Annotated in this window: 23 protein-coding genes; 5 read left to right on the top strand and 18 right to left on the bottom strand. The window is 64.2% G+C overall.

Annotated features, from left to right (window positions below; translation table 11 throughout):
• Nucleotides 1–38: 38 nt before the first annotated feature.
• The 7 genes from A9G05_RS07290 to A9G05_RS07260 all read right to left on the bottom strand — a co-directional run bounded on the left by A9G05_RS07290 (nt 39) and on the right by A9G05_RS07260 (nt 5,984).
• A complete protein-coding gene (locus tag A9G05_RS07290) occupies nt 39–779 on the bottom strand; it encodes a flagellar basal body rod protein FlgF (RefSeq protein ID WP_069560336.1) in 741 nt (246 codons plus the stop codon).
• Between the two features lie 217 nt (nt 780–996).
• Nucleotides 997–2,310 carry a flagellar hook protein FlgE gene (gene flgE, locus A9G05_RS07285; RefSeq protein ID WP_069560335.1) on the bottom strand — a complete coding sequence of 438 codons (1,314 nt, stop codon included), beginning with the start codon at nt 2,308–2,310 and terminating at the stop codon, nt 997–999.
• A gap of 33 nt (nt 2,311–2,343) precedes the next feature.
• On the bottom strand, nt 2,344–3,021 hold the full coding sequence (gene flgD, locus A9G05_RS07280) for a flagellar hook assembly protein FlgD (RefSeq protein WP_069560334.1): 678 nt from the start codon (nt 3,019–3,021) through the stop codon (nt 2,344–2,346).
• 20 nt (nt 3,022–3,041) lie between these two features.
• The gene (gene flgC, locus A9G05_RS07275) at nt 3,042–3,494 is read right to left on the bottom strand and encodes a flagellar basal body rod protein FlgC (RefSeq protein ID WP_069560333.1); all 453 of its coding nucleotides are present in this window, start codon (nt 3,492–3,494) and stop codon (nt 3,042–3,044) included.
• Between the two features lie 11 nt (nt 3,495–3,505).
• Nucleotides 3,506–3,913 carry a flagellar basal body rod protein FlgB gene (gene flgB, locus A9G05_RS07270; protein WP_069560332.1) on the bottom strand — a complete coding sequence of 136 codons (408 nt, stop codon included), beginning with the start codon at nt 3,911–3,913 and terminating at the stop codon, nt 3,506–3,508.
• Nucleotides 3,914–4,178: 265 nt separating this feature from the next.
• Complete coding sequence (gene cheR / locus A9G05_RS07265; RefSeq protein WP_069560331.1) at nt 4,179–5,006, bottom strand: protein-glutamate O-methyltransferase CheR; 828 nt, start codon at nt 5,004–5,006, stop codon at nt 4,179–4,181.
• 45 nt (nt 5,007–5,051) lie between these two features.
• The gene (locus A9G05_RS07260) at nt 5,052–5,984 is read right to left on the bottom strand and encodes a chemotaxis protein CheV (RefSeq protein ID WP_069560330.1); all 933 of its coding nucleotides are present in this window, start codon (nt 5,982–5,984) and stop codon (nt 5,052–5,054) included.
• Between the two features lie 80 nt (nt 5,985–6,064).
• On the opposite strand from A9G05_RS07260, the gene flgA reads away from it, so the two are divergent.
• The 4 genes from flgA (at nt 6,065) to A9G05_RS07240 (ending at nt 8,668) form a co-directional block, all read left to right on the top strand.
• Nucleotides 6,065–6,826 carry a flagellar basal body P-ring formation chaperone FlgA gene (flgA, locus tag A9G05_RS26450; RefSeq protein WP_083272514.1) on the top strand — a complete coding sequence of 254 codons (762 nt, stop codon included), beginning with the start codon at nt 6,065–6,067 and terminating at the stop codon, nt 6,824–6,826.
• A gap of 156 nt (nt 6,827–6,982) precedes the next feature.
• On the top strand, nt 6,983–7,318 hold the full coding sequence (gene flgM, locus A9G05_RS07250) for a flagellar biosynthesis anti-sigma factor FlgM (protein WP_069560328.1): 336 nt from the start codon (nt 6,983–6,985) through the stop codon (nt 7,316–7,318).
• Between the two features lie 49 nt (nt 7,319–7,367).
• On the top strand, nt 7,368–7,835 hold the full coding sequence (locus A9G05_RS07245) for a flagella synthesis protein FlgN (RefSeq protein WP_069560327.1): 468 nt from the start codon (nt 7,368–7,370) through the stop codon (nt 7,833–7,835).
• Between the two features lie 83 nt (nt 7,836–7,918).
• Nucleotides 7,919–8,668, top strand: coding sequence for a flagellar brake protein (locus A9G05_RS07240; RefSeq protein WP_069560326.1), 750 nt, complete (start codon nt 7,919–7,921; stop codon nt 8,666–8,668).
• Nucleotides 8,669–8,688: 20 nt separating this feature from the next.
• On the opposite strand, the gene A9G05_RS07235 is transcribed toward A9G05_RS07240, so the two are convergent.
• The 3 genes from A9G05_RS07235 to A9G05_RS07225 form a co-directional block, all read right to left on the bottom strand.
• Nucleotides 8,689–9,996, bottom strand: coding sequence for an MFS transporter (locus A9G05_RS07235; RefSeq protein ID WP_069560325.1), 1,308 nt, complete (start codon nt 9,994–9,996; stop codon nt 8,689–8,691).
• 116 nt (nt 9,997–10,112) lie between these two features.
• Nucleotides 10,113–11,354, bottom strand: a complete 1,242-nt coding sequence (locus tag A9G05_RS07230; RefSeq protein ID WP_165669846.1) for a glutamine synthetase family protein — start codon at nt 11,352–11,354, stop codon at nt 10,113–10,115.
• 240 nt (nt 11,355–11,594) lie between these two features.
• On the bottom strand, nt 11,595–12,245 hold the full coding sequence (locus A9G05_RS07225) for a hypothetical protein (protein WP_069560323.1): 651 nt from the start codon (nt 12,243–12,245) through the stop codon (nt 11,595–11,597).
• A 99-nt stretch (nt 12,246–12,344) separates the two neighbouring features.
• Here A9G05_RS07225 and A9G05_RS07220 point away from each other — a divergent pair, with 99 nt between their 5' ends.
• The gene (locus tag A9G05_RS07220; protein WP_069560322.1) at nt 12,345–13,121 is read left to right on the top strand and encodes a TSUP family transporter; all 777 of its coding nucleotides are present in this window, start codon (nt 12,345–12,347) and stop codon (nt 13,119–13,121) included.
• Here A9G05_RS07220 and nudC read toward each other — a convergent pair.
• The 8 genes from nudC to A9G05_RS07180 form a co-directional block, all read right to left on the bottom strand.
• On the bottom strand, nt 13,098–13,931 hold the full coding sequence (gene nudC / locus A9G05_RS07215; RefSeq protein WP_069560321.1) for an NAD(+) diphosphatase: 834 nt from the start codon (nt 13,929–13,931) through the stop codon (nt 13,098–13,100). The two genes, A9G05_RS07220 and nudC, sit on opposite strands and share 24 nt — an antisense overlap.
• Nucleotide 13,932: 1 nt before the next feature.
• The gene (locus A9G05_RS07210; RefSeq protein ID WP_069560320.1) at nt 13,933–15,612 is read right to left on the bottom strand and encodes a ferrous iron transporter B; all 1,680 of its coding nucleotides are present in this window, start codon (nt 15,610–15,612) and stop codon (nt 13,933–13,935) included.
• 39 nt (nt 15,613–15,651) lie between these two features.
• Complete coding sequence (locus A9G05_RS07205) at nt 15,652–16,464, bottom strand: crotonase/enoyl-CoA hydratase family protein (protein WP_069560319.1); 813 nt, start codon at nt 16,462–16,464, stop codon at nt 15,652–15,654.
• Nucleotides 16,465–16,590: 126 nt separating this feature from the next.
• Nucleotides 16,591–17,946, bottom strand: a complete 1,356-nt coding sequence (locus A9G05_RS07200) for an amino acid permease (protein ID WP_069560318.1) — start codon at nt 17,944–17,946, stop codon at nt 16,591–16,593.
• Between the two features lie 17 nt (nt 17,947–17,963).
• Nucleotides 17,964–20,219 (bottom strand): arginine/lysine/ornithine decarboxylase, encoded by a 2,256-nt coding sequence (locus A9G05_RS07195; protein WP_069560317.1) that lies wholly within the window; start codon nt 20,217–20,219, stop codon nt 17,964–17,966.
• Nucleotides 20,220–20,343: 124 nt separating this feature from the next.
• Complete coding sequence (gene dnaQ, locus A9G05_RS07190; RefSeq protein ID WP_069560316.1) at nt 20,344–21,081, bottom strand: DNA polymerase III subunit epsilon; 738 nt, start codon at nt 21,079–21,081, stop codon at nt 20,344–20,346.
• Between the two features lie 58 nt (nt 21,082–21,139).
• Nucleotides 21,140–21,565, bottom strand: a complete 426-nt coding sequence (rnhA, locus tag A9G05_RS07185; protein WP_069560315.1) for a ribonuclease HI — start codon at nt 21,563–21,565, stop codon at nt 21,140–21,142.
• An 18-nt stretch (nt 21,566–21,583) separates the two neighbouring features.
• Nucleotides 21,584–22,348, bottom strand: a complete 765-nt coding sequence (locus A9G05_RS07180; protein WP_069560314.1) for a class I SAM-dependent methyltransferase — start codon at nt 22,346–22,348, stop codon at nt 21,584–21,586.
• Nucleotides 22,349–22,450 lie beyond the last annotated feature (102 nt).

The raw sequence follows: 22,450 nt of genomic DNA, 5'->3' as shown, positions 1-22,450 counted from the left end.
TCCTCGGGCGCCGAAGTCATGGCGCCGCGTACTGGTTGTTAGCTGAGCTGCATGACCCGTGCCATCGCCGCGGCGTCGTCCTCGGCGGTGCGCATCATCTTCACGTGCAGTTCGAATTGACGGGACAGGGAGAGGATCGCGGTCATCTCCTCGACGGCGTTGACGTTGCTCGCTTCAAGGAAACCCGAGGTGAGCTTGACCGTGCCATCCACGTCCGCCGGCTGTTTGTTCTTGGTATGGATCAGGCCATCGAGGCCCTTCTCCAGTTGCTTGGGATCGGGGTTGACGAGCTTGATGCGGTCCACCTCGGCCATCACGTTGGGGGCCTCGCCCAGGGCGCGGATGCTGATGGTGCCGTCGGAGCCGATCTCCACCTTCTGCTCCGGCGGGATGGCGATCGGCCCGGCGTTGCCGATTACCGGCAAGCCATTGCCGGCACGCAACTGGCCGTTGGCGTCCACCTGGAGGCTGGCGGTGCGCACGTAGCCTTCGCTGCCGTCCGGCGCCTGCACGGCGATCCAGCCCTCGCCACCGATGGCGATGTCCATGTCGCGCCCGGTTTCCTGCAGGGCACCTGGGGTGAAGTCGGTCCCGGGGCGTTCGCTCATGGCGAACACGCGCGCCGGGAAGGTGTCGCCGAACACGGGCATGGAACGCGCCTGCTCGAAGTCGCGACGGAACCCGGTGGTGGATACGTTCGCCAGGTTGTTGGCATGAGCGCGCTGGGCCAGGGTGTTCTGGCTGGCACCGGTCATGGAGATGTAGAGCATCTTGTCCATGGAGGTCTCCAAGGTGGGCTTTTGACGCCCGCATTGCTTTGCAGGGTCTACAGCAATTGCTGTGCCAAGCTCTTCAAATAGAGACACGCCATTGATAAACAAGGAGAAACTGAAAAGAAAAAGGCCTCACATGGAGGCCCTGGAATGCCGTGGCGGCGAGGGGATGCCGCCAGCGGCAAGGTCGCCGCCACCCTTTTGACGGGCGACGGCCACTCACTCAACGCAGGTTGATGATGGTCTGGGTCACCGCATTCTCGGTCTCGATGGTCTTGGCGTTGGCCTGGTAGTTGCGCTGCGCAACGATCAGGTCGACCAGCTCGGTTGAAATATCCACGTTGGAGGACTCCAGAGCGCCGGACTGCAGAGCCCCCAGGGTGCCGGCACGCGGAGTGCCGATCACCGGCTCACCGGATTCGGAGGATTCGACCCAGGAGGTCTTGCCCACCGGAGTCAAGCCCTGGACGTTGGCGAAGTTCGCCAGGACGACCTGACCCTGGAGCTGGGTCTGACCGTTGGTGTAGCGGGCGAAGATCATGCCCTTGTCATCGATCTGCAGGCCGGCCAGTTGCCCGGTGGTGTAGCCATCCTGGGCGACGCTGGCAACAGCGAAGGCGCTGGAGAACTGGGTGGAGCCACGGATATCGAAGGTGATGCTCGGGGCGGCTGCGGCACCGTTGGCGCTCCATACCGGCGGGGTGGCGCCGTCGGATACGGCCGGCACCCAGCCATTGATGCCCAGGGTGCCGTCGGCGTTAACGGCAAAGCCACCGGTGTTGGCGAAGGTGGAGGTGTCCAACTGGCCGGAGGCGGTGAAGCCCACCGGGGTACTCATGGGGGTGGTGGAGGCCGGATTGGTAGGGTTACGACCGTCGATCAGCACGTTCATGGTCCAGGTGTTCGCCGGCGTGGCCGATTTGACGAAGTACTGGGTCATGACATGGGGGTTGCCCTGGGCGTCATAGATGTTGACCGACGTGGAGGAGTTGTAGCTCTTCGGGTCGGCCGGGTTGAACGGCGACACCGTCGGCGGGGTGTTGCTGGAGTTCAGGTTGAACGGCTGGGTGATGGTGGTGGTGGCCTTGGGCTGCTGGTTGTTGGTCTTGATGGTGAGGTCACCGACCACACCGCTTTGCAGCGCACCACTAGCATCCACCGTGTAACCCTGGAGGCGGTAGCCGTTGTTGTCGACGATGAAGCCGTCCTTGTCGGTGCCGAAGTAACCGGCACGGGTGTAGCTGACAGCGCCGTTGTTGCTGGTGACGAAGAAGCCGTTGCCGTTGATGGCCAGGTCGAGGGCGTTTTCGGTGTAGTCGATGGTGCCCTGGTTGTAGAGCTGGGCGACGTTGGCCAGCAGCACGCCGCTGCCGATGGTCTTGCTGCCGGAGCCCAGTACGGACGCCGAGTACAGGTCCTGGAACTCGCCACGGGACTGTTTGAAGCCCACGGTCCCTGCGTTGGCGATGTTGTTGCCAGTGATGTTGAGGTCACTGGAGGCGGCGCGGATGCCGCTGAGGCCGATGTTGAACGACATGGGATGCTCCTGTTGCGCCGACAGCGTCGACGATTACTTACCGATGACCTGGACCTTGGAAAGCGCGATGCTGCCGAGCCCTGCGAGGTTGAGCGTCATCTCTCCGCCGTTCTGGCCCAGGGTGACGCTGTCGACGTTGGCCGGGAGGACGGTGCCCATGGCAACGGTCTTGCCATCGACGCCAGCCTCGGCCTTGAAGGTGTAGACCCCCTTGGCGACAGCATTGCCACTGGAGTCCTTGCCGTCCCAGGTGAAACTGACCGCACCGGCCTTCTGCGCACCCAGGTTGACGCGACTGACCGTGTTGCCCTTGTCGTCCAGTACGTTGACGTAGAGGTTGGACGTGGAGCTGGTGAGGCTGACGGTGCCGGTGAGCCCTTCGGCGGGATCGACCATGGCCTTGCTGGAGGGGACCATGACCTTGCGCCCCACCAGGGATGATGCCTGCAGTGCCTGAGAGGACTGGGTGCTGGAGAGGATGGTGTTGACGCTCTTGTTCAGGTTGTCCAGGCCTTCGACGGTACTGAACTGGGCAAGCTGCGCCACGAACTCGCTGTTGGTCTGCGGGTCCAGCGGGTTCTGGTTGTTCATCTGCGCCACCAGCAACTGGAGGAACTGGTCTTTGCCCAGCTCCTTCGGCTTGGTGGTTTCCTTGAGCTTGTATTGGTCCAGTACCGAAGAACTGGTGGTGGCGCCTACGTCAACGCTCATCTTGTCACTCCCTCACGCACTCACTGACCCAGGGTCAGCACGCGCTGCATCATCTGCTTGGCGGTGTTCATCATTTCGACGTTGGTCTGGAAGGCTCGGCTGGCGGAGATCATGTCCGCCATTTCCTCGACCACGTTGACGTTGGGGTAGTACACGTAGCCGTCCGCATTGGCGGCGGGATGGTTCGGTTCATAGCGCGGCACCAGCGCGCTCTGGTCCTCGACCACACCCAGCACCTGGACGCCACGACCGGACTCGTCTTCAGGCGCGAACAGGGAACCCTGGTCGCTGCCCTGGCCGTTGAGCTGGCTCTGGTACATGGTGGCGAACACCGGATGGCGGGCGCGGTAGGTCTTGTCGATGCTGGAGGACACGGTCTCGGCGTTGGCGATGTTGCTGGAGACGGTGTTCAGTCGGGTGCTCTGAGCACTCATGCCGGTGCCGGCAATGTTGAAGACGCTGGTCAGGGACATGGTCGTTCTCCTTACTCGCCACGCAGTGCGTTGACGAGCCCTTTGAACTTGCTGTTGAGCAGGGTGAAGCTGGCCTGGAATTGCACGGAGTTCTCGGTGTAGCTGGCCTGTTCCTGCTGCAGGTCGACAGTGTTCTGGTCGATGGAGGGCTGGAACGGGATGCGGTACTTGAGGGACTCATCCAGCATGCCAGTGCCCTCGGCTGCGATGTGCCGCGCGTTGGTCAGCGTTGCCTGGAAAGTGCCCTTGGAGGCCTTCTCCGCCTGCTCGGCGAGCACGGAGGAGAAATCCAGGTCACGCGCCTTGAAGTGGGGGGTATCGGCGTTGGCGATGTTATTGGCCAGGACCTCGGCACGCTGAGTGCGGAACCGCAGGGCGGACTCGTGGATGCCAAGGGCGCTTTCGAAACTGATGCTCATGTCTTCCAACCTTTGCCAGGCGGCAATGACGGTTTGTCTGCCGGACATTCAGCAAAGGCTGTGCCAATTTTAAATATCCTTTTAAAACAAATAGTTGAGGAATTTTCAGACGACAATCAAGGGCTGAACGGTAAGGCTTTGCCGCTTTGCCGCAGACTGGGCGGCAAGGCGGCAACGGGCATTGCCGCCGAACGGCAAAGGGCGGCACGGTCGAATGACAGGCACAAAAAAGGAGGCTTGCGCCTCCTTTCAGGATCACCACCGATTACTTCACCTTGTAGATGATGCCCGGGTTGCACTGGACCATCTGATAGAGATCCGGCAAGCCGTTCAGAGCCTCGGAGGCCCCGAGAAACAGGTAGCCACCAGGCTTCAGGGTTGCGTGGATACGAGTAAGGATGTCCTTCTTCACATCGGCGGAGAAGTAGATCAGCACGTTGCGGCAGAACACGATGTCGAACTTGCCGAGAGAGGCGTAGCTGTCCAGCAGGTTCAAGGCGCGAAACTCCACGCGATTGCGAATGGCTGGCTTGACCACCCAGCGCCCCGGCCCTTTCGGATCAAAGAATCGGGTGAGCCGCTCCTGGGACAGACCACGCCCCATGGCGAGGCTGTCGTATTCGCCAGCACGGCAGGCCGCAAGCATGGCCGTGGACAGGTCGGTGGCGACGATCCGAACACCGGCCTTGAGTTGCCCCAGATTGGTCCGCTCGAACTCGTCGATGGCCATGGAGATGGAGAACGGCTCCTGCCCGGAGGAGCTGGCCGCCGACCAGATCCGCAAGGGCTGGTTCGGATTGGCCTTGATCAGCTCGGGCAGGATGCGACTCTTGAGCACTTCAAAGGGGTAGGTATCCCGAAACCAGAGCGTTTCGTTGGTGGTCATGGCATCCACCACCTGCTCTCGCAGGCCGCTACGGGGTGCGTTCTGGATCTTCTGCACCAGCTCGCTCAACGTCTTGATGCCGTTCTGCTCCATCAATTTGTTCAGACGGCTGGAAACCAGGTACTGCTTATTGCTTCCCAGCAATATGCCGCAGGTTTTTTCCAGGAAAGTCCGGAACTGCTCGAAATCCAAGTTACCTGAAGACACTAGGGCCGCCTCATTCATCATCTGTACCTGGGGAACGAATCCCCTTCACGCCCCGTCCGCAATCCTGATCCGCTCGATCACCCTCGCGGCCAGCTCGTCGGGTCGGAACTTGGCGAGGAAGTCATCCGCGCCAACTTTCTTCACCATCGCCTGGTTGAAAACGCCGGAGAGCGAAGTATGCAGGAGGATGTGCAGCTTCTGCATTCTCGGATCACCACGTATTTCCGCAGTCAGGGTGTAGCCATCCATCTCCGGCATCTCGATGTCGGAAATGATCATCAGGAGTTCTTTATCCGGCGCCTTGCCCTGCTCGACCAGGTCATGCAGGTAGTTGTACGCCTGGCGGCCATCGTTCAGCGAGACCACCTCCACCCCGACCGTCTCCAGGCAGCGGATCAGCTGCTTGCGCGCCACGGAAGAGTCGTCGACGATCAGCACGCGTTTGGTAACGGCGCTGGCCTGGGTCTCGTGATCGATAACGCCCTCGGAGATGACCTCCGAGGTCGGCGCGACTTCGGCGAGGATCTTCTCCACGTCAATGATCTCGACCAGGTTCTTGTCGACACGCGTGACTGCGGTCAGGTAATGCTCACGCCCGGTTCCCTTGGGTGGCGGATGAATCTCTTCCCAGTTCATGTTGATGATGCGCTCCACGGAGCGCACCAGAAATCCCTGAACCTTGCTGTTGTACTCCGTAATGATCACGAAGCTGTTCTTGAGATCACTCAGCGGCTTGCGCCCTGTCGCCATGGACAGGTCGAGGATGGGGATGGTCCCTCCGCGGATATTCGCCACACCCCGAACCACCGGGCTGGACTTGGGCATGATGGTGAGCTTGGGGCATTGAAGCACCTCCTTCACCTTGAACACGTTGATCCCGTAGAGCTGGGGTCCATCCAGCCGGAACAACAGCAACTCCAGGCGGTTCTGCCCTACCAGTTGCGTACGCTGGTTAACCGAATCCAATACACCGGCCATGCCAGGACTCTCCCCTTTTGAGCTTCAGGACGCTTCGCCATAGATTAGCAGGCGGCACGAGCCTTGCTTTTTTGAATTGCATGAACCCGACAACGACGCTTTTCCGACACTTGATAGCACATCGCCGTCACCGGTCATGGGCCTTTTTACCCGTTTTATTCTGCCTGAGCCATAACGGCGCTTCGGCAGAAGGACTCACGCCGCCCGAAGTCCTTATCGGCTCCACCGAAGGGTTTCTTGAGTTCAAGGTAGAGGAATATCTCCAGAATAGCGGCATCGAAGGACGCTACGAAATCCAGGTGAATCGACTCGACCCGCGGCTACGTCTCGCTACCTGCGACAGGGATTTGACAGTGAGCCTGGAAAGTCCCACACAACCGGTTGGCCGTGTCACGGTGAAGATTCGCTGCGAAGGGGGCGCCCCGTGGTCTGTCTTCGTGCCTGCTCAGGTTCGTCTCTTCCGCAATGTAATAGTCGCCGCACGCCCGATGCGCAAAGGGGAAGAACTGTCCTCCCGTGACTACAACCTGGTCGAGCGTGACGTAGGACTGCTCTCCCAAGGCTATCTCACAGCACCTTCTCAAGCAGAAGGTCACAAGCTCACGCGCCCTGTTCTGGCCGACCAGATCCTGACGCCAACGCATGTGGAAATGGCTGAGGTGGTTCGCAAGGGTGACCAGGTGGTGATCAGTGCCGGGAACTCCACCATCCAGGTAAAGATGCCGGGCGAAGCGCTTTCCGCAGGCGCAGTAGGGGAGCAGATACGCGTCCGCAATCTCAACTCCAAACGCGTCGTCAAAGCCCGGGTAACCGGACCAGGGCAAGTGGAGGTCGCCATGTAGGCACGACTCTTGTATGGCTTGATGTCATTTCGTGTAGAGTGCCGGTTTTCCAGCGCCACACCGCGTCCGGGATTTTTTTCGGAAGTTGCCCTAAAGTTAGTTCGGGCCTGGTCGATAAGGTCGGTAAGCGTCCAAAACACCCAGAGGTTCTGCATCATGGTCATCGACTTCAACCGGCTCAACAATGCCAACACGCCCGCCAACGCGGGACGTACCGGCAACGCCGGAAAGAACGAAGGCGTTACCGCCACCCCGACCAACACCAGCCAGACCGCCAACGAGCCGGCTGCCACTTCCCCGCGCAGTGGTGAGAGCGTGCAACTGAGCAGCGATGCCCAGCAACTGCAGAAGGTCACCGACAAGCTACGCGACCTGCCCACCGTCGACCGGGAGCGGGTCGACAAGATCAAGCAAGCCATCGCTAACGGCACCTACCAGGTAGACAGCCAGCGCGTGGCAAGCAAGTTGCTCGACTTCGAATCCCAGCGCTAGTCCAAGGGCAGCGCTGGGGATATTGGACGCCCGATCCCCAGAGCCCGAAATGCAAGACTCCGAACTGCTCGACCTGCTCAACCACGATATCGACCACGCCCAGCAACTGCTTGAGCTGATCGATAACGAATTCAAGGCACTGACCGAACGCGACCTGCCGCAACTCGAGCAGATTCTCTCGGACAAGCAGCCCTTGCTCGCCCTCCTTGACCAGCATGGCCGTCTTCGCGCCGAGGCACTGCAAGCGCTCGGGCTAAGCGCAGACCGCGCCGGACTGACCGCCCTGGTCGAGCGCTCCCCAATCGGCGCCGATTTGCAGGCGCGCAGCGCAGCACTGAACGACGTGCTGGAGCAGTGCCAGGCGGGCAATCTGCGCAATGGGCGACTGATCCGCGCCAGCCAGACCAGCGTGGACAACACTCTGGCCATCCTGCGCGGCCAGGAAACTCCCAGCCTCTATGACAGCCGGGGAAGCGCCGCTAAAATCCCGCGACAGCGCCCGCTCAGCCAGGCCTGAAACAATAAGAAGCGCCAGGACATCGGGGCACATTGCCAGTATGCTGGCGCACCGAGCCCCATGTGTTTGGAGAGACCTGGACCGTGTCCAACGCATTCAACGAAGATGATGGCCCACAACCCCCCAAGGTGTTGAAGGCACCCGTGGAGATCCAGGCCAATCTTCGCCTCTTGCTGCAAAGCCATGACCCTCTAGTCGTTACCTTCCATGAGCGCAGCCAGCGCTTCCAGAGCTTCCTGGTGGAGGTCGACAAGGACCGTAAACGCGTCGCGCTTGATGAGATAGTTCCCAACGACGGCGAGCGGTTCATTCGCGCGGGGGAGTACTTTCGTGTGGAAGGCTTCCATGATGGCGTCAGAATCGCCTGGGAATGCCGCCAGCCCGTCCAGGTAGGCGAACATCAGGGAGCTCCCTGCTACTGGTGCCCCCTACCCGAAGAAGTCACTTACCACCAACGCCGCAACGCCTTCCGCGCACCCTTGCTGAAGGGGCAGCCCGTCCCCATCGAACTGGCCGGAGACCGGCTACCCATGGGGATCAGCGGCGAGATGCTGGATATCTCCGCCACCGGCTGCAAGTTGCGCTTCGCTGGTGACGCCACCCAACAGCTGCAGACAGGCCAGGTCTACGAGCGCTTCAGCGCTCGCCTGCCATTCGGCACCTTGCTCACCCCCATTGAACTACGCCACCTCAGCTACAACGACAAGCTGAACATCACCCTGGCGGGCGTGCGCTTCCACCGCATGAACGGCCCCGAGCAACGCCTCGTGGAGCGTTTCGTCTACCAACTCCAACGCGAAGCCCGCCGCTTCGACAAAGACGATCTCTTCTAGCGCCCTCCTCACCCGAGCCTTCAGCTCGGGTGAGGCGCCTCCGGCTCCTCGGGAGCTGGCTGCGTGAAAGCCTCCCCTGCCATCTGCTCCTGCACCATCTGCTCATCCACACGCGGGTCGAGCGCCGCCACCAACGGCGAACTCACCTCTGGTGTCGCAACGTGCTGCAGCGGAGCCTCGTCCACCCGGTGCAGACCCGTGACCTTATCGGGACGCACCCGCACCACCAGAATCAGCGCACAAACGCTGACGAAGGCATAGAACATGTTCGGCCCCAGCAGCTTCATCAGCGCCCCCGTCAGCAGCGGGCCAATACTCGCGCCCACACCGAAGGTGATCAGCAACATCGCCGTCAGCGACACCCGACGCTCCGCCTCGATGTGGTCATTGGAAAAGGCCACCGCCAGCGGGTAGAGCGTGAACTGCAGCATGCAAACCAGAAACCCCATGGGGAACAGCATCTCCATCGGCACACTGGGCATCAGCGCCAACGGCAGGGCCGCCAGCACCAGCAGCACCGATGCACTGCGGATCAGCATGGCGCGGTCGTTACGGTCCGACAGCCAGCCCAGCGGCCACTGCACCAGCAAACCTGCAAGGATGCAGCAGCCCATGAACAGGCCGACCTGCTCGGTAGTCAGCCCCTGCCGCGTGGCGTAGAGGGGCGCCAGACCGTAGAACGACCCCAGCATCAGGCCCGACACCAGCACCGTCGTCATCGACTGCGGCACCCGCCGGATGAAGAAGCGCGGCTCCAGCGGCGCCGGGTGCAAAGGCGCCGGGTGGATCTTGCGAGTCACCGCCACCGGCACCAGACACAACGCGAAGCACATCGCCACCAGCATCAGCAGTTCCGGGCCAAGGCCGGGGTGCAACACCAGCACCAGTTGACCCAGCACCAGGCCGAGGTAAGAGGCCAACATGTAGCCGGCGAACACCTTACCGCGCTGGCCAGGCTCAGCCTGCTCCGTCAACCAGCTCTCGATCACCATGTACTGGCACATCATCCCCAGGCCAACCAGCAACCGCAGAAACAGCCAACCAGGTACCCAGCTCAACAGGCCGTGTCCCAGTACGGCGGCGGTGACCAGCCCCGCACAGGCGACATACGCACGGATGTGCCCGACTCGTGCGATCAGCCGGTGCCCCAGCTTGCCCCCGATGATGAGGCCCAGGTAGTTGGCCGCCATCAGCGCACCGACCCACAGGCCGTCGACCTTGTCCGCCGCCAGGCGCAGGCCGAGGTAGGTACTGAGCAGGCCGGAGCCGATCAGCATGAGCAACGTTGCGAAATACAGGGCCCGGAAGGACTTCAGGACTCGACCCATCGGCTTTCCATGCGCTCCTTGAGCAAGGGCGGGCCGCTTGAGTGCGGCCCGCGATGAGGGGTAATGCTAGGGCCTGGTAGAAAGGCCGTCGAACGCTGGAACTCTACATTGCCGGATCAAGCCAGGGCTGCCAGAACACGACGCTCCCAGGGCGTGATCTGATCGAAAAAGCTCGCCAGCTCCATCGTCTTGGTGGCGATGTAGCCTTCGATGAACTCCTCCCCGAACAGTTCCCGTGCCAGGTCGCTGCGCTTCAGACGCTCCAGGGCCGCATGCAAGGTACAGGGCAACGACAGAGAGTCCGGCACCTCGAACTCCCCCTGGATCAGCGGGCTCGGCTCGATCCCCTGTTCCAGGCCATGAAGCCCCGCCGCCAGGCTGGCGGCAATCGCCAGGTAGGGGTTGGTGTCCGCCCCCGGCAAGCGATTCTCCACCCGTCGCGCAACGGGCGCACTGGCCGGGATACGCAGCCCGGCGGCACGGTTGTCGTGGGACCAGCACGCATTGTTCGGCGACGCGTAGGGGTGGCACAAGCGCTGGTAGGAGTTCACGTTGGGTGCGAACAGGGCGGTCAACTCCGCCATCGCCGCCTGCTGCCCTCCGATGAAGTGGTAGAACGCCTGCGACGGTTCGCCATTTGCCTCGGAAAAGATGTTCCGCCCATCCGCGCAGCACACCACACTCTGATGGATGTGCATCGAGCTACCCGGCGTATGCGCTAGCGGCTTGGCCATGCACACCACGGTCAGCCCGTGCTTGAGGGCGACCTCCTTGAGCAGGTGCTTAAACAAGAAGGTCTGGTCGGCCAGCAGCATCGCATCGCCATGCAGGAGATTGATCTCGAACTGGCTGACACCCATCTCGTGCATGAAGGTGTCACGCGGCATCCCCAGCTGCGCCATGCAACGGTAGACCTCCTCGAAGAAGGGGCGCAGGCCGCTGTTGGAGCTCACGCTGAACGCCGAACAACCGTCCTCGCGGCGACCATCCAGCCCAACCGGTGGCTGGAACGGCTGATGGGGATCGGGATTGGGCGCGAACACGAAAAACTCCAGCTCGGTGGCCACCACCGGCGACCAGCCGCGCTCGGCATAGCGATCCAGCACACGGCGCAGCAAGCCACGGGTGGACAGACCCGACGCGCGGCCATCCAGCTCATGGGCATCGCAGATCGCCAGGGCACGCGGCGTGTCACTCCACGGCAGGCGATGGACCTGCCCGGGGTCTGCCACCAATGCCAGGTCACCGTCATCACTGCCGTAAAAGCGCGCCGGCGGATAGCCGCCCATGATGCACTGCAGCAGCACGCCACGCGCCAACTGCAAACGCCGTCCGGAGAGGAAACCCTCGCCGGTCATCACCTTGCCCCGCATCACACCATTCAGGTCAGGCGTCACGCACTCGATCTCATCGACTCCAGCCAAGCGCTCTGCCAGCTCGGCCGGGATTGCCGTGTTCATGTTGTTTTCCTTGTCAGACATGGACCGCTGCGAATGGCGGCGCGCCCAAAATACTCATCACCTGTTCAATATTTCAAGCACATATGAAAACCCCCGCAGATGCGGGGGCTCGGTGATGCGCGGTTGGCTTAAGGGAGGTCAGCGCCAGTCCTTGAGCGCCTGGGTGGCCGCCTGATTCATGGGCTGCGCCAGAAGCCCAGTGGGTGAAAGGTTGACCGCGTAGACCGCCCCATCCGCCATCGGCAGGAAGGTGACGCGCTGAGCCTGGGCATCGAACAGGAACAGGTCATGCTGCCCCACCCTCAGCCAGCGCCACAGATCGATGCCATAGGGGCTACTGGCCAGCGTCGCCTCGGGGTGCTGCGCCAGTTCCTGGTCCTCGATGGCGAGGAAGCGGCCCGACAGTTTCTCCAGGCGGTAGCCGGACTGCAGGCCGATCAGCCGTGCCAACCCCTTCAGGTGAAGCAGCCGAGCATCCAGTTGCCAAAGATCGCCATCCAGCAGCACGCTGCGTTCACGACCGCCTTCCAACAGCATCACCTCGTAGCGCTGGGACCCGAGCGCCTTGAAGCTGAGTGTCACGATAGGCTTGCCGGTGTCCAGGTGGTCGTAGCGGGTCAGGTCCCAGGCAACTGTCCCGACCAGAGTAGCCAGGGCCACGAATGCAAGACCCACGGTGCCGCGCAACCAGCCGAGGAACCAGCTACGGTCGAACAGGATGCGTGCGGCCACCACGACCGCGAGCAGGGCCAGCAGGGCGATGCCCCAGGCCAGGCCGTCATACTGCATGGAACCCTTTCCTTCTCCACAAAAGAGCCGGCATTATGCGCACCTCCCGACGCAGCGACCAGTTGCCACGCTGCGCAGTCCGCCACAGATCGAGCATTTATGCCTTTCCCCATCGAACTCGCAGTTGATCCGGTCACCCTGCTGGTGCTCGCCGGCGTCGCGTTCCTGGCCGGCTTCATCGACGCCATCGCGGGCGGCGGCGGCCTGCTGACCATCCCGGCGCTGCTCACGGCCGGGCTGCCGCCCCACCTGGTACTGGGTACCAACAAGCTTTGCGCCACCTTCGGCTCTGCCACCGCCAGCTACACCTTCTACAGACGCAAGCTGTTCGAGCCGCGCCGCTGGAAGAACGCCCTGCTGGGCACTGCTGTGGGCGCTGCCCTTGGCGCGATCATCGCCCATTGGATGCCGGCGCATTGGCTCAACCAGATGCTGCCGGCCGTGGTATTCGGCTGTGGCCTGTACCTATTGTTCGGCCGCACCCCCGACGTGCAGCACGCCGCTGACGCAGCCATCCCCCGTGGCCGGCAATGGCCCCAGGGACTGGGACTGGGCTTCTACGACGGCGTTGCCGGTCCCGGCACAGGGGCCTTCTGGACGGTGAGCAGCCTGCTGCTCTACCCACTCGACCTGGTGCGGGCCAGCGGCGTGGCGCGCACCATGAACTTCGTCAGCAACGGCGTGGCACTGGCGGTGTTCATCATCGGCGGCCAGGTGGCCTGGGTACTGGGCATCAGCATGGGGTTGGCGCTGATGGGCGGCGCCTTCTTCGGCGCCCGCACTGCCATCAGCGGTGGGGCGAAGCTGATCCGCCCGGTGTTCATCTGCGTGGTGCTGGCGCTGACTGCGCGACTAGCCTGGCAGCACTGGTTCTGACAACCCCAGGCGACGCGCTACGTAGAGGTCGATGAGATAGCGGGCAATGGACTTGCTTGCCGGCAGCGGCGGCAGCACATGAATGGGGAACCAGCGCGCGTCCTCGATCTCGCCCGGCTGGGGGACGATTTCACCAGAGCGGTATTCGGCGTGGTAACCCAGCATCAACGAGTGCGGGAACGGCCAGCTCTGGCTGGCGATATAGCGAGGCTCAGCGATCTCGACCCCCACTTCCTCGCGCACTTCCCGGGCTACACACTCCTCCACCGTCTCGCCGGGCTCGACGAAGCCCGCCAGCGTGCTGTAGACGCCGCTGACGAAACGCGGCGAGCGCGCCAACAGCAGCTCATCACCACGGGTCACCAGCACGATCATGCTGGGCGACAGGCGCGGGTAGTGGTGCACACCGCAGCTTTCGCAGTGCATTGCCCGCTCGCTGGCCACCTGGACCATGCGTGCGCCGCAGCTGCCGCAGAAGCGGTGGTGGTCGGCCCAGGTCCCGATCTGGGTGGCGAAACCCAGCATGCGGAAGGTCTCGGCGTCACCCTGCATCATCAACTGGCGCAGGCCGACCCAGGCCGCGCCTGGCACGTCGGCGGGGCGCGCCAGTTCGAGGAGGAAGACTTCATCGTCACCGAAGTGGCCGATGCCATGCTCGGCAAGGATGGGCAGGTCCTGGCGCTTCAGCCAGTCACGGGGGAACAGCACACCATTGCTGTCCGCCAGGAAAGTCTGGCGGCAGTGCGCCAGCGCCCAGCCGCCAGGCCGTGCCGCATCCAGAAAGCTCGAACGCCAGCGCGGGTCGGCCATCTCAGGCCGCCACCTGCAAGCCCAGTGCCCGCACGCTGTCGGCCGCGAGATCGAGCACATCAGGATGGGCCTCAGGGCGCAGCACCGCGCCGCCCTCAAGGTAGTACTCGAGGCTGGTCAGGGCATCGGCCAGGGTCTCCAACATCTGCTCGGAGGGCATCTGCACGGCCTCCAGCATCTGCTTCTGGATGAACTCGCCACAGGCGCCCACCAGGTTGCCGGCACGCTCCTGTCCAAGGAACCACAGGCCACCGCGCACGGCCTGCAGGGTGCTGGGCACGTTGGCCAGGTGCAGCTTGTCGCCGTTGGACTCGAGGTAGGCGGTGATGGCGCGCTTGGCCATCGCCAGGCCGCCCTGGGCCTCGTCGATGACCACGATGCGCGCCTCGGTCAGTTGGTGCTGGGCGAAGGACTCAGCCTCGGTCATCACCGGGGTGGCCGCCTGGCGGGTATCACGGCGCTCGCCGCGCTCCAGGTCCGCCACCATGCTCTCGACATACAGCACGGCGTCGGCGAGCCGGTTGAGCGACTCCGGCGATACCGCTTCGCCTTCGGCCCAGCTGCCGACGGCGGGCAGTTGTGCCTGCAGCGCATTGGCGGCGGAGGTCAGGCCCACCATGCCAAGGGTCTTGGCCAGCTTGCCCAGCAGAGCGTGCAGGCTGCCGAGGCTTTCGGGCTGAGCGGTGCCGCGCTCGATCAGGTCGAGCACGTCCTTCACGCTGGCCAGCTCCTCGCGGATCGCCGAGGACAGCGAGCGCATGACGGCCTGACCGGGACCGGCCAGGCGCTGGTATTCCTCTTCCAGCAGGTGATCGGTGAACGGCATCGCCGTCATCCCGAACACGCTGCGGACCTCGGTGGCACGCGGGCCCTGGCTGTCCGCCAGGGCTACCAGATAGAGCAGCTCCTTCTGCAGGCTGCGCGGCGCTTCGTAGTGCTCGTTGGCCAGCAGCTGCTTGAGTTCGCGGTCGATGCGGGCGAACAGCTGTTTGCGCGACTTACGCGCGATCAACTGCCCATCCACCATCGCCTCCAGCGCCGCAGCGCCGATCCAGCACAAGCGCGCACGCGGGTCGATGGCGTAGAGGCTGTCCAGGCGTGCCAACGCACGGCCCATGAGCTTCAGGCTGGGCTGGGGGCTCTGCTCGCGGATGAAGCCCAGCAGGCCCACCTGGTACATCTGCCGCAGGCGGCGCGCCATCAGGTACTGGGCGCTGACCTCGGGCAGGCTGGGGACGGAGGGCACGCGCGCCTGGTCCAGACGCACGCTGAAGAAGAAGCTCTCCGGCAGCGGCTGTTGCCCGGCGGACTGACGCAACTCGTTGATCGCCGGCAGCAACAGCTCGGGCATTTCCTGCCGGTGAGCGTCGACGTTTTCCAAGTAGCGGCGCAGCACGTACAGCGCGTTGCTCAGGGCGGCAAGTTGGTTGTCACGCTCCTCCCCCACGCCGGCCGGGATGTCGGTGGCTTGTTGGAGAATTTCCTGCGCCAGCAGCTCGGCGCCGGTCAGTTCGATGAGGTTGAGGGTGCCGCGCACCTGCTGCAGGCTTTCGACCGCCTGTTGCAGCAGGCTGCCGTTGTGGCGGTCGACGATGAACTGTTCGAGGCTCTGTTCGGCCTGCTCGATCGTGGCGAACAGCTCGTCGCGCACCAGGCTGAGGGAAGTGGCTCCGGTGACCATGGGTCTAGCGCGCCTCCCGCGCGAAATACTGGTACGGCATCAGTCGGCGAATTCCGGTTTCTGTTTGTTCATGTGGGCGGCCATGGCCACACGCAGGTCGTTGGACTGGAGCATGGCGGCGTTCCAGGTGGCGATGTACTCAAGGCCATCGTCTACGCGGTGGTCGCGCATGTAGCGGATCATTTCCTTGGTGCCACGGATCGCCACCGGCGACTTGGCTGCGATGTCCCGCGCCAGGGTGAATACGCCTTCCATCAGTGCATCGCGGTCAGCGTAGGTGCGATTGACCAGACCGATGCTGCGCGCCTCTTCACCATCAACGGTGCGGCCGGTGTAGGCCAGCTCGCGCATCATGCCGTCGCCGATGATGCGCGGCAGCCGCTGCAGGGTACCCACGTCAGCGGCCATGCCGATGTCGATCTCCTTGATGGAGAACTGAGCATCGACAGTGGAATAGCGCATGTCGCAGGCGGACACCAGGTCGATCGCGCCTCCCAGGCAGTAGCCCTGGATCGCAGCGATCACCGGTTTGCTGCACAGGTCGACAGCATTGAACGAGGCTTGCAGCTCGAGGATCTTGCGCCGCAGCACCAGGGCATTGCGGCCCACGTCCTTGCCCAGCTGCGCACCGACGGAGGCCAGCAGCATCAAGTCGATACCGGAGGAGAAGTGCTTGCCGGCACCACTGAGGACAGCGACCCGGACCTCGTCCGTTTCATCGATCCAGCGGAAGATCTCGACGATCTCGGCCCAGAAATCGGCGTTCATCGCGTTGATCTTCTCGGGGCGGTTGATCTCCACGTGGGCGATCTTGTCCGTCAGCTCTACGCGAAAGGCTTTGTAGTCGGGCACGAAAGTTATCCTCGCCAGTTCTGCTGCTGGCCTATGAAAAGTGCGGAATTCCAAACCCGGCAACTATAACAAGCGGACACCGAAAGTCGAAGGTGGCCTCTGTGAAGCAGGCCACGCCATCGACCTTCAACCACTTGCCCTTGCGCCTTCCACACGGTTTCGCCACTGCCGCCAGCTGTATAGCGGGATACCGGCCATCAGTACCAGGAAGCCCCAGAAGATCGCCTGCTCGCCGGTGCCGTAGAGCGCCCAGATGGCGTACACGAAGCCCAGTGACCCCAACAGCAGGGCCCAACCGCGCTCACGCTCGCTGAATGCCTCGGGCTTGACTGCCAGCCACTGCAGCAGCGCGGCGGTGCAGAAGGCGTAGGGCACGACGCCGGTCATGGTGCCGAGCAGGATGATGACGTTGAACACGTCCACCAGCTCGCCCTGACCATCGACGAACACCAAGGCGGTCACCAGCACTGCCGAGACCAGCAGCCCGTTGGCCGGCGCCCCCCAGCGGTTGGTCTGGCCGAGCGAATGGGGCAGCAGCCCGTCGCGGGCGGTGGCCATGGGGATCTGCCCCTGCAGCAGCACCCAGCCATTGAGCGCCCCCAGGCAGGCGATCACCGCCCCGGCCGCGACCAGGTGGTAGCCCCACTCCCCCACCAGCACCCGCGCCGCATCGGCAAACGGTGCGCTGGAGCGAGCCAACTCTTCAGGCGGCAACGTACCCTGCACGGCAGTGATGGAGAGGATGTAGACGGCCGCCGCCACCAGGGTGCCGAACACCGTGGCACGGGGAATGGTGCGGCGCGGATCGCGGACATCGTCCGCCGGTACGGTGGCGGACTCCAGGCCGATAAAGGACCACAGCGTCAGCGCCGCCGTGGTGGCGATCGCCTTGGCGTAGCCCCCGGTTCCCGGCGGCAGCTCCTCCGGTGTGGGGATGCGCAGGTACTCGGGATGAAACGAGAACCAGCCGAGAATGCCCACCAGCAGCAGCGGGATCAGCTTCAGCGCGGTGAGGATGTTCTGCGCCACACCGAAGGCGCCGATGCCCCGCAGGTTGATCAGGGTGCACAGCCAGATGGCACCGATGGCCACCAACACAGTGAGCACCGGGTCGCGCAAGGCCGGGAAGAACACCTGCAGGTAGCCCACCAGAGTCACGGCGATGGCCGCGTTGCCGATCCAGGCCGCCTTCCAGTAGGTCCAGGCGCAAAGGTAGCCGGCGAACGGACCAAAGCCATCACGGGTGTAGGCGTAGGGGCCGCCCGCCCCGGGCGCGAGCCGCGCCAGCCGGGCGAAGGTGAGCGCGAGGATGACCGCACCGGTGCTGGAGATCAGCCAGCCGAACAGGCTGAGCCCGCCATAGGCCGCCAGGCTGGAGGGCAGCAGGAAAACGCCCGACCCGATCATGTTCCCCACCACCAGGGCAGTGCAGGTCCAGAACCCCATGCCACCCCGCCTCACCGCCGTTCGCTCGTCGCTCATCGCGCCCCCAGGCCGAGTCACTCCTTGATGCAATCAACGGTATAGCAGCGGCTCTGCGGGGTGTCCTGCTGCTGCAGGCCGTGCACATCGGAGTCGAAACCGGGGAAGGACTCGTCGAACGTCCGAGCGAAGGCCAGGTAGTCGATGATCGAACGGGTCTCTTCGGTGAAGCGCTCCCCCGGCATGATCAGCGGGATGCCCGGCGGGTAGGGCACCAGCATCACCGCCGCGATGCGCCCTTGCAGCGCATCCAGCGGCACCGCCTCCACGTCGCCGCGCACCAGCTTGTCGTAGGCGTCCGCCGGTTTCATGGCGGCGACCGGCAGGGTGGTGTACATGCGCCGCATCGCCCGCGCGGTGCCGTTGTCGCGGTAGCAGCCGTGGAGTTCGTCGCACAGGTCACGCAGGCCGAGCCCCTGGTAGCGGGCACCACCGGCACGGGCGATGGACGGCAAGGCGGTGATCAGCGGCGCATTGGCGTCGTAGAGCCGCTTGAACTCCAGCAGTTCGGTGAGCAAGGTGCTCCACTTGCCCTTGGTGATGCCCATGGAGAACAGCACCAGGAAGGAATACAGGCCGGTCTTCTCCACCACCAGCCCCCGCTCCCAGAGAAACTTGCCGACCACCGCTGCCGGGATGCCACGCTCGCCCAGGCGTCCGTCGGCAGTCAGGCCCGGCATCACCAGGGTGACCTTGATCGGGTCGAGCAGCACGTAGTCGTCGGCCACCTCGCCGAAGCCGTGCCAGTCAGCCTGGGGCTGCAACAGCCAGTCGGGGGTGCTGACCTGGTCGCGCCCCTCCACCTTCGGCGGCTGCCAGATGCTGAACCACCAGTCGTCCTCGGCCAGGTTCTGCCCGACGTTGGCCAGGGCACGGCGGAAACTCAGGGCCTCGTCGAAGGTTTCCTGGATCAGCGAGCGCCCGGCGGGGCCCTCCATCATGGCGGAGGCAACGTCCAGCGAAGCGATGATCCCGTACTGGGGTGAGGTGGAGATGTGCATCATGAACGCTTCGTTGAAGCGATCACGGTCCAACTGGCGGGTCTCGCCGTCCTGCACATGGATCATCGAGGCCTGGCTGAAGGCCGCCAGCAGTTTATGAGTGGAGTGGGTGGTGAACACCAGCGGGCCGCCCGCCCCTCGCGCGGTGCCCATGCCGTAGCGGCCGGCGTAGAACTCGTGGAAGGCCGCGTAGGCGTACCAGGCCTCGTCGAAGTGCAGCACCTCGACGCTGTCGCCCAGGGTCTGCTTGATCAGCTCGGCGTTATAGCAGAGCCCGTCGTAGGTGGAGTTGGTCACCACCGCCAGGCGCACCCTCGGCTCCCGTCCGCGGGCCAGCGGGCTGGCGTCGATCTTCGCCTGGATCGATTCACGACTGAATTCGCTCAGGGGTATTGGTCCGATGATGCCCAGCTCGTTGCGCTCCGGCATCAGGTACAGCGGGATCGCGCCGGTCATGATGATCGAATGGAGGATCGACTTGTGGCAGTTGCGGTCCACCAGCACCAGGTCATCGCGGCCGACCATGGAGTGCCAGACGATCTTGTTGGCGGTGGAGGTGCCGTTGATGACGAAGAAGGTGTGGTCCGCGCCGAAGTTCCGCGCCGCCCGCGCCTCTGCCTCGGCCAGCGGTCCGGTGTGGTCCAGCAGCGAACCCAGCTCGGGCACCGACACCGAGAGGTCGGAACGCAGGGTGTTTTCGCCGAAGAACTGGTGGAAGGCCTGCCCCACCGGGCTCTTGCGGTAGGCAACGCCACCGCCGTGGCCGGGCGTGTGCCAGGAATAGTTGGACTGCGCGGTGTGCTCCACCAGCGCGCGGAAGAACGGCGGCAGCAACCCCTCCAGGTAGGTGCGCGCAGCCCGCGCCACCTGGCGCGCGAGGAACGGCACGGTGTCTTCGAACAGGTACAGCAAGCCGCGCAGCTGGTTGAGGTCGGCCATCGCCTCGGCGGGGGCGTTCTCGATGGTGACCTGTTCACCCAAGGCGAAGATCGGCAATTGCGGCGCTCGCACCCGGGCGACGCGGATCAGCTCGACCACGTCATGCAGCAGGCGCTGGTTCTCCCCGGCGCCCTCCGCGGCCACCAGGATGCAGGCCAGCCCATGATGGGTGGAGGCGACGATACGCCCCTCGGCGGAACTGGCGGTGGAGAGGATGACGAAACCGTCCCGCTCCAGTTCGTGGGCGATGCCGCGCACGCGCTCCCCCGCGACGGTATCGGCCTTGATATCGCGGTGGACGATGAGGATGGGGAACTTCAGGTCTTTGTACATGAGGACGTCCCGGTACGGCGGGTCCATCCCGCCCAGGACGCCAGGGTAGAAGCTCGCCGGGAGTCGCGTAACCCCCGGCGCTAGCACCTGTAAGAAAAGGTCGCGCCGGTGAAATCGGCGCTGCTCACGCCTCGGGCGTAGTCGGTGCCTCCAGCTTGGCCCACAGGGCCGGGCCGCCGGAGGCCTTCTCGATCACCGCCAGCCGCTCCAGGTGAGCTGCCAGCTCCGCTTCGCTGGCCCGCAGAACGCGGCCGGGCGCACGGCCCTGAATGCGGCGGATGGGCGAGGCCTGGGGCCGACCGCCCTCGTCACCGCCCTCGCCCGCCAGGGACAGGTTGGTCTGACCACCGGTCATCGCCAGATAGACGTCAGCGAGGATCTCGGCGTCGAGCAGTGCGCCGTGGAGGTCACGGCCGGAGTTGTCGACGTCGTAGCGCTTGCACAGGGCGTCGAGGTTGTTGCGCTGCCCCGGATGGCGCTCGCGCGCCATCATCAGGGTGTCGATCACGCCGCAATGCTCGGCGATGTCGGAACGGTCGCTCTGCCCCAGCAGGGCGAACTCGTTGTTGATGAAGCCGATGTCGAACGCCGCGTTGTGGATGATCAGCTCGGCGCCCTTGATGAATTCGAAGAACTCGTCGGCGACGTCCTTGAAGCGCGGCTTGCCCACCAAGAACTCGTTAGTGATGCCGTGAACGGCGATGGCGCCTTCGTCCACTTCGCGGTCGGGCTGCAGGTATTGGTGGAAGTGGCGACCGGTGAGGCGGCGCCCTTCAAGCTCGACGCAACCGATCTCGATGATGCGGTGGCCATCGGTCACCGGCATGCCGGTGGTTTCGGTATCCAGTACTACGTAACGCATGTTCGATGCCCGTGGGGTGGAGGGTCTGGATCAGGAGGCGGTATTGCGATGGCGCATTCTAACGGGGGCCCAGCTCGCTGACACCCCGGTTCGCCAACTGGTCGGCGCGCTCGTTGCCCGGATGACCGGTGTGCCCGCGCACCCACTGCCATTCCACCTGGTGGCGGCTGACCTGCTCGTCCAGCAACTGCCACAGGTCGGCGTTCTTCACCGGTTGCTTGGCGGCCGTCTTCCAGCCGCGCTTCTTCCAGTTGGGGAGCCATTCCTGGATGCCGCGCATCACGTATTCGGAGTCGGTGACCAGACGCACCTGGCACGGCCGCTTGAGCGCCACCAGACCGGCAATCGCAGCCATCAGCTCCATGCGGTTGTTGGTGGTGTCGTGTTCGCCCCCCCAGAGCTCCTTCTCGGCGCCCTTGTAGACGAGCAATACGCCCCAGCCACCGGGACCGGGGTTACCCTTGCAGGCCCCGTCGGTGTACATCTCGACCCGTTCTGTCACTTATGCCTCGTGTTTCGAATCGCGCCGGCTGACCTTCGCCACCGGCATGGGAATCAGCTTGCCCATGGGCTCGCGTCGACTCTGGCGCAACGGGCGCAGGCCGACTACCAACTTGCGCGCCACCAGCAGATAGAAGCCGGCACCGAGCCACTGCCCGGCGCCGCCCCAGCGCTCCATCCAGGCCAGGCGCGACTGCCAGGCCGGTGAAGCGAGCGGCGGACGATAGCACCCGAAGCGGCGTTTCTCCAGCGCGAAGCCCAGCAGGTTGAGCCAGTCGGCGACCCGGCTCGGCGCGATGCAGCGGGCCTTGCCCAGGGCGTCCCCGGCGAAGTAATGACGCACGCCCCAGGCGCTCCAGGGGTTGACCCCGACGATCAGCAGGTGCCCGCCAGGGCGCACACTGCGCGCGGCCTCACGCAGCAGGCCATGGGGCGAGAGGCTGAAATCCAGCCCATGCTGCAGCACCACCACATCGGCAGCGTGTTCGGAGAGGGGCCAGGCGCTCTCATCGCAGGCGATCTCCACCCCCGACAATGGCGCGCCCAGATGGACGCTGCGCTGGATCTGCTGCGCCCCCGGCGGCAGTTCAGCGCGGGGGCCGTAGTGAACCAGGTAGCCGCCGAAATAACGCCCCAGTTCGTCCTCGAGCAGGCGCTGCTCCTCGAACAGCATCAGCCCACCCAGCGGGCCGGAGAACCAGGTGCGGGCGTCCTCGATCAACTCGAGCCAGGCAGGATCGGCCTGGGCGATGGGTGGCCTGTTCACGGAAACCTCCTGGTGATGGACACGGGGGCCGCCGATCCGGGCAGCACGACGGGCACTGCCCACACCGGCTCGACGCCCTGGGGCACGGCCCCTAAGATGCGC

This window comes from Pseudomonas sp. ENNP23 (assembly GCF_001728945.1).
Lineage (GTDB): Bacteria > Pseudomonadota > Gammaproteobacteria > Pseudomonadales > Pseudomonadaceae > Metapseudomonas > Metapseudomonas otitidis.
This window is presented reverse-complemented; position numbering and strand designations above follow the sequence as displayed.